Genomic DNA, 10,605 nt, shown 5'->3' on the forward strand with positions numbered 1-10,605 from the left:
CGGGCTCAGGCCTGCTTCTCGGCCTGGGTCCGTCCCACCTCGTCCCGGCTCGGGCCGTAGGCGCCCGCACGCCCGACGGTGATCGCGGACGTGGCCAGCGCCCGGTCCACCGCCGGCGCCACGTCGTCCCACGTGGCGGCCTTGAGCGCCTCGCGCGCGTCCGGCCCGCCGAGCAGCCCGGCGTCCAGCAGGCCGGAGATGAGCCCCGCCATGAACGAGTCGCCGGCCCCGACCGTGTCGCGCACGGCGACGCTCGGGGCCGACAGCTCGTGCAGTTCGTCCTCGCCGGCGATCACCACCGCCGCGCCCTCGGCGCCCCGCGTGGTCAGCAGGACCCGCGGTCCGCGGGTCGCCCAGTCGCGCAGCACGTCGGCGTAGCCGCGGCCGGGGTAGAGCCAGGCGAGATCCTCGTCGCTGGCCTTGACCACGTCGGCGCGGGCGACGATCTCTTCGATGCGGCCCACCACGTCCGCGGGGCTGCCCATCAACGCCGGGCGGACGTTCGGGTCGTAGGACACCGTCGCGGACCGGGCCGCATCGAGGGCCTGGACGACCTTCGTGCCCCCTGGCTCCAGGGTCGCGCCGATGCTGCCGGTGTGAACGTGCGCGTAGCCGTCCAGGTCGGCGATCGGGGGCAGGTCCCACTCGAGGTCGAACGTGTAGGTCGCCTTGCCCTGGTCGTCGATCTGCGCGTAGGCCACGGGCGTGCGGCCGGCGCGGTCGCACCCCTCGACGATCTCGACGGCGCGCTCCCGGGCATAGTCGACGATGCGGCGACCACGGTCGTCCTGGCCGATCCAGCACCCGATCCGCGCCTCGTGGCCCAACGCGGACAGCCCGCAGGCCACGTTGAGCAGGCTGCCGCCGACGATCTCGGTGACCTCGTCGTCCTGATGCACCGCGTCGATGAGCGCCTCGCCCAATGCCAGCACCGTGCCGTCAGCCATGTCAGTCCTCCATCCCCGTGAGGCCGAGTCTGGCCTCCATCTCCTCCAGCGGGACGCCCTTCGTCTCCGGCATCACCCGCAGCACCCAGATCAACTGTCCCACCATGCACACGAAGAAGATCAGGAACGCGACGCCGCCGCCCAGGGCGCCGATGATCGGCGGGAAGGCGAACGACACGATGGCGGCGAACACCCAGTGCGTCATCGAGCCCAAGGACTGCCCGCGGCCGCGGATGCGGTTGGGGAAGATCTCCGAGATGAACACCCAGATGACCGAACCCTGGCCGAAGGCGTGCGCCGCGATGAAGGCCATGAGGCCGACGAGGACGAGCACGCTCGACGTGGCGTCGAAGTGCCCCTCGTAGGAGAACATGATCGCCGACAGGAAGCCCAGGCTGACGAGGTAGCCGATCGACCCGACGATCATCAGCGTGCGGCGTCCGATCTTGTCGATCACGGTGAGGGCGGCCATCGTCGCGACGAGGTTCATCAGGCCGACCCCGACGCTCATCAGGTAAGCGCTGTTGGCGCTGGCGCCCGCGCGCTCCATGACGACCGGCGCGTAGTACAGCACCGCGTTGATACCGGACAACTGGTTGAACATCGCGATCGCGAAGGCCAGCAAGATGACCTTCATGTTGCGGCGCACGAAGAACGGCGCCTTCTTCATGTCCGCGTCGGCGGCGATCTGGTCGCGGATCTCCTGGATCTGAGTGGCCGATTCCTCCTCGGTCTCGCACAGCCGCAGGCTGGTGGCCCTGGCCTCGTCCTCGCGTCCGACGGCCATCAGCCAGCGCGGCGTCTCGGGGACGGTGGCGAGCAGCACCAAGAAGATGACCGCCGGGACGGCCATCACGCCGAGCATCCAGCGCCAGGCCACAGCCTCGGGCACGAGCAGCCGGATGATGAAGTTCGACAGGTAGGCGACGAGGATGCCCAGGACGATGTTGAACTGCACCAGGCCCACGAGACGTCCTCGATGGGCCGGCGGGGCGACCTCGGCGGTGTAGACGGGGGCGCACACGCTCGAGGCGCCGACGCCGATGCCACCGAGCACGCGCGCGATGACGAAGACGATGTAGCTGGGGGCGAAGGCGGAGCCGAGTGCGCCGAGCACGTAGAGGATGCCGATCGCCGTCAGCACCTTCTTACGGCCGAACTGATCCATGGGCTTGCCGGCGGTGGCGGCACCGATGATCGTGCCGACGAGGGCGGTCGTCACCGTGATGCCGAGCCCGGCATCGTCGAGGGTGAACACGCGCTTGAGCGATTCGGTGGTCCCCGAGATGACAGCGGTGTCGAACCCGAAGATCAGCCCACCGAGGGAGGCGACGATGGCGCTCCGGATCACAAGTGGCTTCATGCGGAGTTACCTTAAGACGTCCGCTCCCCCGGTGGCAGGGCCGTCGCGCCGATGCGTTTGCACGTCCGTTCGTCCCGTCGCTCCGTTGGCCCGCCGGCCCCGCGTGGCAGGCCGCCCCCGCGGCCGCGGCGTGGAACAGTGGGAGGCTGAGGAGGACGACGATGAGGACACGTGCGTTGTGGGGGGCGGTCGCGCTGGCCGTCCTCGCGGGATGCTCACGCCAGCCTGCCGTCGAGACGCCGTCCCCGGCGCCGCCGGTCGCGTCACCGACCTACGTGTGCACGCCGGCGTCGGGCCAGCCGTACGCCTGCACCGGCCAGCAGTACACGGATCAGGAGAAGCAGAAGGTCCTCACCGACTCGACGCGGCAGGTGTTCGCGCGTTACTTCAACGAGGCGTCCCGGCTGTACCGCGCGGGCGGCGCCGCGCAGGCGACCGACGTGCTGAAGGCCACGACCGCGGAGAAGTATCTGCAGGCGAAGCAGGCCGAGTTCGCCCAGTTGAAGAGTTCCGGCGTCCAGGCGGTGGGCGGCAACATCCGCCTCGTGCGCACCAAGCCGGATCCCGAGGTGAAGGACAAGGGCTTCGACGCCGGCCTCGACATGTGCATCGACGCGACGTCCGTCCAGCTCAAACGCGGCGACCAGGTGGTCGACGACAAGGGCTTCGCGGTCGCCGGCAACGTCTACTTCAAGCGCGTCGGGGGCGCCCTCAAGATCGTGGACTCCGAAGAACGGCTTGTCGCGGGCTGTTGAGGGGTCAGCTCCGCCAACCCGGGTGCACGGACGTGCGCCGCCCGTGACCCGCCCTGAGGAAGGTGGCCAACCCTTCCGGGGACCCTCCCTTTTGTCTGAGCGAGGCTCTAGGTTGGACGTGGTCAGCAGTCCGGCAAGGACGCGGAAGCCATGAGCGGTCCCGGTCGTCTGACCAACCGCTTACTTCGAGAGGACGAACTATGAGCACCATCGTGGTGCTGGGCTCGGGCATCATGGCCACGGCCCTCGCAACCCCCCTGCACGACAACGGCCACCAGGTCCGCCTGGTGGGCACCCACCTCGACCGCGAGATCATCGACTCGATCAAGAGCACCGGTGTGCACCCGAACTTGAAGCTCCAGGTTCCCGAGGGCACCGAGGCCTACCAGCTCGAGGAGGCACAGGAGGCCTTCGAGGGCGCCGAGTACGTGATGAGCGGCGTGAACTCGTTCGGCGTCGACTGGGCCGGCCAGCAGTTGGCCACCCTGCTCAAGCCGGGCATGCACGTCATCGCGCTGGCCAAGGGCATGCAGGCGGACGACGAGGGCAACTTCACGATCCTCCCCCACGCCCTCGCGGCGCAGGTTCCCGAGGACGTCCGCAGCCAGGTCACCTGGTCCGCGATCGCCGGCCCGTCCATCGCGGGCGAGGTCGCCGTGCACCGGCACACCTCGGTCGTCTTCACGAACCCCGACATCGCGATCGCCGAGATGTGGAAGAAGATGTTCGAGACGGACTTCTACCACGTCTGGACGAGCACGGATTTCGTCGGCGTCGAGGTCTGCGCCTGCACCAAGAACTGCTACGCGCTGGGCGCTGGCTTCATGCAGGGCCTGCTCGACGCCATGGGCGAAGAAGCCGGCGACCTGTACGTGAACTACAACTACGGCGCCGCGCTGTTCGGCCAGGCGTCCATCGAGATGCAGCAGTTCGTCTCTTACTTCGGCGGCGACCCCCGCACGGTCATGGGCCTTCCGGGCATCGGCGACTGCTTCGTCACCTCGATGGGCGGCCGCAACGTGCGCGTCGGACGCCTCGTCGGCTCCGGCCTGACGTTCTCCGAGGCCAAGGCCAAGATGCCCGGCGTGACGCTCGAGGGTGCGGCCGCGATCGTGGTCATGGGCAAGGCGGTCGAGAGGCTGACCGAGCGCGGGGTCATCCCCCCCGAGCAGTTCCCGCTGCTGAGGCACCTCTACGAGGTCGTCGGGCTCGACCAGAAGGTCGACATGCCGTGGAAGAAGTTCTTCGGCACCAACGGGTCCGGCGTCAACTGACCGGCTCCAGACGGTCTGCCGGCGGCGTCCTGCGGCCAGGCAGGCCGCGTCGTCGACGGCGGGCTCACCGTCCCGACGGGAGGGCGGGCAGCCGCGCGGTGCGGACGGCGTGTCGCCCGAGGGCGACCTGGCCGGCGGACCCAGCGGTGAACAGTCGGCTCGGCGCGGTCGCCCGTGCCTCCTCCAGCAGCGTCACGAGCCGGGCCGCCTGCTCGTTGGCCGCCTCCAGCTGCGCCTCGAGCTCGAGGATGCGGCGGATGCCTTCGAGATTGATGCCCTCCCGCTGCGAGAGCTGCTGGATGTGCCGCAGCCGCTGGATGTCGCGCAGCGAGTACCGGCGGCCCCGGCCGGACGACCGCCGCGGCACCACCAGCCCCTGGCGGTCGTAGCCGCGCAGGGTCTGGGGGTGCATGTCGGCGAGCCGCGCCGCCACCGTCACGGTGAACATCGGCGCCTCCGCGTCGAACAGGGCGGGCAGGTTCTCGGTACGACGGGTGTCGGTCATCGCGCTCACCGGCCGAACAGCCCGGCCCGGGGGTCAGCCGGCGCCGCGGCGTCGCGGAACTCCTCGAGGCTTCCGCGCGCCTCGGGCGTGAGCGTCGTCGGAACCTGTACTTCGACGGTGACGAGCAGGTCGCCGCGGGAGCCGTCCTTCTTGCTGACGCCCTTGCCGCGCACCCGGAAGGTGCGGCCGTTCGGCGTCCCCTCGGGCAGCCGCAGCTTCACGCGCTGGCCCTGCAGGGTGGGCACCTCGATGTCGGCGCCCAGCGCGGCCTCGGTGAACAGCACCGGGGCCGTGAGCGTCAGGTTGTCGCCCTTGCGTCCGAACAGCCGGTGCGGGCGGACGTGCACGACCACGTAGAGGTCACCGGTGGCTCCGCCGTTCTCGCCGGCGCCTCCCTTGCCCTTGATGCGGATCTTCTGCCCGTCGGTGACCCCGGCGGGGATCCGCACCTGCATGGTCTTGGTCGACATCTGCCGGCCCGAACCGTGGCAGTCGGGGCACGGGTCGTCCACGATCAGGCCGCGTCCGCGGCAGTCGGGGCAGACGTCGTTGATGCCGAAGACGCCGCCGGACGTGCCGGTCACCATGCCGGACCCCTGGCAGGTCGGGCAGACCCGCGGCACCGTCCCGGCGCGCGCGCCCGTCCCGTGACAGGACGAGCAGGGCGCGTCCGAGACCGTCTGCATCGAGACCGTGGTGCCGTCGACGGACTGCTCGAAGTCGATCGTCACCTCGCCCTCGATGTCCTGACCGCGGCGCGGGCCGCGCTGGCCCGCGCCCGGTCGCCGCGTGGCGCTCTGGCCGAACAGGTTCCCGAAGAGGTCGCCGATGTTGGAGTCGCCCGTGGCGTTGCGGAACAGGTCCTCCACGGACGGGCCGCCCTGGCCGCCGCCGAACCCGCCGGGCTGGCCGCCGCGGGGGAACCGGAAGCCGCCGGCGCCGCCGAACACGCTGCGCTGCTCGTCGTACTCGGCCCGCTTCTTGGCGTCCGACAGCACGGAGTTGGCCTCGGAGATCTCCTTGAAGCGCTTCTCCGCCTCGGCATCGCCGGGGTGCTGGTCGGGGTGGTTCTCCCGGGCCAGCTTGCGGAACGCCTTCTTGATCTCCTCCGGCTTGGCGTCCTTGGAGACGCCCAGGATCTTGTAGTAATCCTTCTCCAGCCAGTCCTTGCTGCTCATCGCGTCCTCTTCTTTGCCTGTGGCACTCGTTCCTTACTGTGGATCGGCGACGCCCACCCGCGCCGGCCGGACGATCCGGTCGGCCAGGCGCACGCCCTTCTGCATGACCGCGGAGACCACCGTCACGTCGTGGTCGCCCTCGGCGGGCACCTGCATCAGCGCTTCGTGGATGGTCGGGTCGAACGGCTCGCCCACCTCGCCGTACAGCTCGAGGCCGTACTTGGCGCCGAGCCGCGACAGCTCGTCGGCGACGAGCTTGAACCCGCCGGTCAGGTCGCCCTGCTCGCGCGCCGCCTCGACGGCGTCCAGCACGGGGAGCAGGTCGGTGACGACCGACTCGATGCCGCCGGCGCGGGCCAGCGACCGGTCGCGGTCGACGCGCTTCTTGTAGTTCGCGTACTCGGCCTGCAGCCGCTGCAGGTCGGCGGTGCGCTCCGTGGCGATCTCCTCCAGCTCGCTGATCTTCGCCGCGACGACCGGGTCGGCGTCCTCGGCGGGGACGTCGTCCCTCGTGGCGACCGACTCATCCTCGGGCAGGTCAGGAGCCTGCGTGCCGTCGGCCTCGCTGAGGGGTGCCTCACCCTGGGCGATGTCGTCGTCTTCGTGGGGAGCGAACTCCTCGTTGTCCTTCACGCGTTCTCCTCCTAGGTGTGAACCAACGGCCGGTCACCGGGAGTATCCCAGTGACCGGCCGAGCGGCACCGAATTACTTGTTGTTCTGGTCGTTCTCGTCGTCGACGATTTCGGCGTCCACCACGTCGTCTGCGGACGCGTCCTGGGCGGAGGCGTCGCCGGCGTCAGCTGAACCGGCTTCGTCCGACGGGGCGGACTGCTGCTGGTTGGCCTGGGCGGCGGCGTACATCGCCTGGCCCATCGCGGACGCCTTGGTGTTCAGGTCGTCCATGGCGGCCTTGACCTCGTCGTTGTTGTCGGTGCCCTTCAGGGCCTCCTTCAGCTTGTCGAGGGACTCCTGGACGGGCGCCTTGACGTCGTCGGTGATGCTGTCGGCGTTGTCGGCGAGCAGCTTCTCGGTGCGGAACGCCAGGCCGTCGGCCTCGTTGCGCATCTCGACGCCCTCGCGGCGCTTCTTGTCCTCTTCGGCGTGCGACTCGGCGTCCTTCATCATGCGGTCGATGTCGTCCTTGCCGAGGGCCGAGCCGCCCGTCACCGTCATGGACTGCTCCTTGCCGGTGGCGTTGTCCTTCGCGGAGACGTGCACGATGCCGTTGGCGTCGATGTCGAACGTGACCTCGATCTGGGGCACGTTGCGCGGCGCCGGCATCAGGCCGGTGAGCTCGAAGTTGCCGAGGCTCTTGTTGTCCCGCGCGAACTCACGCTCGCCCTGGTACACCTGGATCATCACGGACGGCTGGTTGTCCTCGGCCGTCGTGAAGACCTCCGAACGCTTGGTCGGGATGGTGGTGTTGCGCTCGATGATCTTCGTCATCACGCCGCCCTTGGTCTCGATACCGAGGCTCAGCGGGGTGACGTCGAGCAGCAGGACGTCCTTGACCTCACCCTTCAGCACGCCGGCCTGCAGGGCGGCACCCAGGGCGACGACCTCGTCCGGGTTCACGCTCTTGTTGGCGTCCTTGCCGCCGGTGAGCTCCTTGACCAGGTCGGCCACGGCCGGCATACGGGTGGAGCCGCCGACCAGGATGACGTGATCGATCTTGTCGACGGACATGTTGGCGTCCTTGAGCACCGCGTTGAACGGGGCGCGGCAGCGGTCGAGCAGATCCTGCGTCAGGCGCTGGAACTCGGCACGCGACAGCGTGGCCTCGAGGTGGAGCGGGCCTTCGGCGCCGGCCGTGATGTACGGCAGGTTGATCTGCGTCTCCTGCGTGGCGCTCAGCTCGATCTTGGCGCGCTCGGCGGCCTCCTGCAGGCGCTGGCGGGCCATCTTGTCCTTGCTGAGGTCGATGCCGTTGGCGTTCTTGAACTGCTGCACCATCCAGTCGACGATGCGCTGGTCCCAGTCGTCGCCGCCCAAGCGGTTGTCGCCCTTGGTGGCCTTGACCTCGAAGACGCCGTCCGCGATGTCGAGCAGGGACACGTCGAAGGTGCCGCCACCGAGGTCGAAGACGAGGACCGTCTGCTCGGTCTCACCCTTGTCGAGGCCGTACGCGAGCGCCGCGGCCGTCGGCTCGTTGATGATGCGGTCGACCTTCAGGCCCGCGATCTCGCCGGCCTCCTTGGTCGCCTGGCGCTCGGCGTCCGAGAAGTACGCCGGGACCGTGATGACGGCGTCCGTGACGCTCTCGCCGAGGTAGGCCTCGGCGTCCCTCTTCAGCTTCTGCAGCACGAAGGCGCTGATCTGCTGCGGACGGTAGTCCTTGCCGTCGATGTCGACCTTCCAGTCGGTGCCCATGTGGCGCTTGACCGAACGGATGGTGCGATCGACGTTGGTGACGGCCTGGCGCTTGGCGACCTCGCCGACCAGGATCTCGCCGCCCTTGGCGAAAGCGACGACCGACGGGGTCGTGCGCGAACCCTCGGCGTTGGGAATGACGGTGGGCTCGCCGCCCTCGAGAACGGCGACGACGGAGTTGGTGGTGCCCAGGTCGATGCCGACTGCGCGTGCCATGTGATTCCTCCAAATGTCTAGCTATAAGGCCGGTGGCGAACTCGCTGGTCGCCGCCGGGTGCGATTCTTTAGTTGAGTCTACCAGACTCAAGCTTTCCGGTTGAGTCGTGCGGACTCAATCTACAAGTTGAGTACGTCTGACTCAACCACGGTGTGGTGACGAATATTCCCGCCCGACCGCCGTCCCTTCGACAGAGAAAGACCGGACACCGCCGGGCTCGGCGGCGTCGCACGGGCCTACCCTTGCAGCATGAGCGAGCACGGCTACGTCCTGCCTCCGACCCGGGCCGGGCGGTTTGTCATCAGCGACGTGGCGGTCGTCGATGTCGCCGGCGGCGCCGCGATCCCCGGCCAGGACGTCACGATCGACCACGGCGTCATCGCCTCCGTCCGGCCGCACGGCGAACCGGTCGCGACGCACCATGTGAAGGTCGACGGGCACGGGCGCTGGCTCGCGCCGGCCTACGTCGACGGGCACGCCCACGTGCTCAACTCCCCCTCGGGGGTGGAGGCGTCGCACGCGCTGATGCTCGCGTCGGGCATCTGGGGCTGGCGGCAGCTGTCGGGCGACAACCAACTGCTGGACGCCCGCCGCGCCGGACGCCTGCCCTCCTACCCCGGCTCCCCCGCGCTGCTGGCCATGCCCGGCCAGGTGCTGACACCGCTGAACGCCGGCGACGAGGCGCAGACCCGGGAGACAGTGCGGAGCCAGGCAGCCCGGGGCGCCGATTTCATCAAGGTCGCCATGACGAACCGGGAGACCTGCCTGGCCGCGATCGACGAGGCCGCGACCCTCGGCCTGCCCGTCGTGGGGCACCTGCCCGACGACCTCGACCCGCGCGAGGCGTCCGCCGCGGGGCTGCGCTGTGTGGAGCACCTCGGCCCCGGCAACGGCGTGTTCTCGGCCGTCTCGCGGCGCGGCGACGAGGCGCGGCGCCACGGGCGGCCGCGGTCGCTGCCGCCCTTCGCCGGACGGTTCGAGCCGCTCGTCCAGAAGGTGATCACGCGGGTGGTGGTGAACCCGCAAATGGCCACCAGCGCGGACGACGCCGTGGCGATGCGCATCGCCGACGACGGCTACGACCCCGCGCTGGCCGCCGAACTCGCGCAGGTCTACCGGGAGCACGAGACCTGGCAGTGCCCCACGCTGATCCGGCTGCACACGATGGAGTTCGCGGACGCCCACGAGCACACCCGGGACGCCGGGGTGCGTTACGTCGACCCGGCCGAAGTGCGGCGCTGGCGGTTGATGACGCGCCGGTTCCGCCGGCTGCCCGACGCGACCCGCCGGGCGTTCGACCGCCGCTGGCACGTCCAGGTGGACTTCCTGCGCGCGCTGGCGGACGCGGACGTGGCGATGTTCGCCGGGACGGACGCCAACGGCGCCGGCTGGGTGATCCCCGGCCTCGCCCTGCACGACGAGTTCGCCCTGCTGGCCCACGCGGGGCTCTCCGCGCTTCAGATCCTGCGGATGGCGACGGCCGCCCCCGCCCGCTTCCTCGGCATCGAGGACGCCCACGGGCAGGTCCGCGAGGGGTTCGCCGCCGACCTGGTGCTGCTGGGCGGCGACCCCACGCGCGACGTCGCTGCGCTCAGCGACCTGCACGGCGTGGTGCGCGGCGGGGGCTGGTGGGACAAGGACGACTTGGACGCCATCCTCGAGCGCGTCGCCGCGGAGCCGACCGCGCGCTGAGCCGGGCGCCCGTCCCCGTGGGGTGTCGCCGGGCCCGGATCGCCCGCAACATCCAGGGCGCAGCGGCGTCCGATGCTAGGTTGATCAGGCCGGCTTCGGCCGGCGCGTCGCTGCTCAGCGAAGCCGGTGCGAACCCGGCGCTGTCCCGCAACGGTGATGCCCCGGCGACGGGGACGAGCCCGGTCGCCTGACGCGACGCCCCGTACCCGCCTCGGGAGAAGGACGGCCGGACGTTGCCCCCGCCCTGACCCGCCACCGCGAAGGGCGTAGCCATGACGCATCACCGCACGATCCCGGCGACCT

General features: G+C 70.1%; 9 protein-coding genes and 1 riboswitch. Of the genes, 3 read left to right on the forward strand and 6 right to left on the reverse strand.

All coding sequences use genetic code 11. The features are described 5' to 3' along the window. Positions 1 to 5: 5 nt before the first annotated feature. Positions 6 to 947 carry a carbohydrate kinase family protein gene (locus BN1187_RS02220; RefSeq protein ID WP_040158331.1) on the reverse strand — a complete coding sequence of 314 codons (942 nt, stop codon included), beginning with the start codon at positions 945 to 947 and terminating at the stop codon, positions 6 to 8. A 1-nt stretch (position 948) separates the two neighbouring features. Continuing rightward, positions 949 to 2,310 carry a sugar porter family MFS transporter gene (locus BN1187_RS02225; protein ID WP_040158333.1) on the reverse strand — a complete coding sequence of 454 codons (1,362 nt, stop codon included), beginning with the start codon at positions 2,308 to 2,310 and terminating at the stop codon, positions 949 to 951. 161 nt (positions 2,311 to 2,471) lie between these two features. Here BN1187_RS02225 and BN1187_RS02230 point away from each other — a divergent pair, with 161 nt between their 5' ends. Both BN1187_RS02230 and BN1187_RS02235 read left to right on the forward strand, forming a co-directional pair. Next, on the forward strand, positions 2,472 to 3,065 hold the full coding sequence (locus BN1187_RS02230; RefSeq protein WP_147675048.1) for a hypothetical protein: 594 nt from the start codon (positions 2,472 to 2,474) through the stop codon (positions 3,063 to 3,065). A gap of 200 nt (positions 3,066 to 3,265) precedes the next feature. Then, positions 3,266 to 4,339 carry an NAD(P)H-dependent glycerol-3-phosphate dehydrogenase gene (locus BN1187_RS02235; RefSeq protein ID WP_040158339.1) on the forward strand — a complete coding sequence of 358 codons (1,074 nt, stop codon included), beginning with the start codon at positions 3,266 to 3,268 and terminating at the stop codon, positions 4,337 to 4,339. Between the two features lie 64 nt (positions 4,340 to 4,403). Here the strand turns inward: BN1187_RS02235 and BN1187_RS02240 are convergent, their stop codons facing one another. The 4 genes from BN1187_RS02240 to dnaK form a co-directional block, all read right to left on the reverse strand. Continuing rightward, entirely contained in the window at positions 4,404 to 4,844 is a 441-nt protein-coding gene (locus tag BN1187_RS02240; RefSeq protein ID WP_040158343.1) for a heat shock protein transcriptional repressor HspR, read from the reverse strand. A 5-nt stretch (positions 4,845 to 4,849) separates the two neighbouring features. Further along, positions 4,850 to 6,022 carry a molecular chaperone DnaJ gene (gene dnaJ / locus BN1187_RS02245; RefSeq protein WP_040158346.1) on the reverse strand — a complete coding sequence of 391 codons (1,173 nt, stop codon included), beginning with the start codon at positions 6,020 to 6,022 and terminating at the stop codon, positions 4,850 to 4,852. A 33-nt stretch (positions 6,023 to 6,055) separates the two neighbouring features. Next, a complete protein-coding gene (grpE, locus tag BN1187_RS02250; RefSeq protein ID WP_235750550.1) occupies positions 6,056 to 6,655 on the reverse strand; it encodes a nucleotide exchange factor GrpE in 600 nt (199 codons plus the stop codon). Positions 6,656 to 6,728: 73 nt separating this feature from the next. Beyond that, positions 6,729 to 8,609, reverse strand: a complete 1,881-nt coding sequence (gene dnaK, locus BN1187_RS02255; protein ID WP_040158349.1) for a molecular chaperone DnaK — start codon at positions 8,607 to 8,609, stop codon at positions 6,729 to 6,731. Between the two features lie 250 nt (positions 8,610 to 8,859). On the opposite strand from dnaK, the gene BN1187_RS02260 reads away from it, so the two are divergent. Beyond that, positions 8,860 to 10,302 carry an amidohydrolase family protein gene (locus BN1187_RS02260; protein WP_040158352.1) on the forward strand — a complete coding sequence of 481 codons (1,443 nt, stop codon included), beginning with the start codon at positions 8,860 to 8,862 and terminating at the stop codon, positions 10,300 to 10,302. A 122-nt stretch (positions 10,303 to 10,424) separates the two neighbouring features. Continuing rightward, positions 10,425 to 10,485: riboswitch (cobalamin riboswitch) on the forward strand. Positions 10,486 to 10,605 lie beyond the last annotated feature (120 nt).

Source organism: Nigerium massiliense, from assembly GCF_000826085.1.
GTDB classification, from domain to species: Bacteria; Actinomycetota; Actinomycetes; order Propionibacteriales; family Propionibacteriaceae; genus Propioniciclava; species Propioniciclava massiliense.

What these genes read in the sequence shown, in the direction of transcription:
- BN1187_RS02260 (WP_040158352.1), top strand. Translation starts at nt 8,860, where the DNA reads ATGAGCGAGCACGGCTACGTCCTGCCTCCGACCCGGGCCGGGCGGTTT.
- dnaK (WP_040158349.1), bottom strand. Translation starts at nt 8,609, where the DNA reads ATGGCACGCGCAGTCGGCATCGACCTGGGCACCACCAACTCCGTCGTC.
- BN1187_RS02225 (WP_040158333.1), bottom strand. Translation starts at nt 2,310, where the DNA reads ATGAAGCCACTTGTGATCCGGAGCGCCATCGTCGCCTCCCTCGGTGGG.
- dnaJ (WP_040158346.1), bottom strand. Translation starts at nt 6,022, where the DNA reads ATGAGCAGCAAGGACTGGCTGGAGAAGGATTACTACAAGATCCTGGGC.
- BN1187_RS02220 (WP_040158331.1), bottom strand. Translation starts at nt 947, where the DNA reads ATGGCTGACGGCACGGTGCTGGCATTGGGCGAGGCGCTCATCGACGCG.
- BN1187_RS02230 (WP_147675048.1), top strand. Translation starts at nt 2,472, where the DNA reads ATGAGGACACGTGCGTTGTGGGGGGCGGTCGCGCTGGCCGTCCTCGCG.
- BN1187_RS02235 (WP_040158339.1), top strand. Translation starts at nt 3,266, where the DNA reads ATGAGCACCATCGTGGTGCTGGGCTCGGGCATCATGGCCACGGCCCTC.
- BN1187_RS02240 (WP_040158343.1), bottom strand. Translation starts at nt 4,844, where the DNA reads ATGACCGACACCCGTCGTACCGAGAACCTGCCCGCCCTGTTCGACGCG.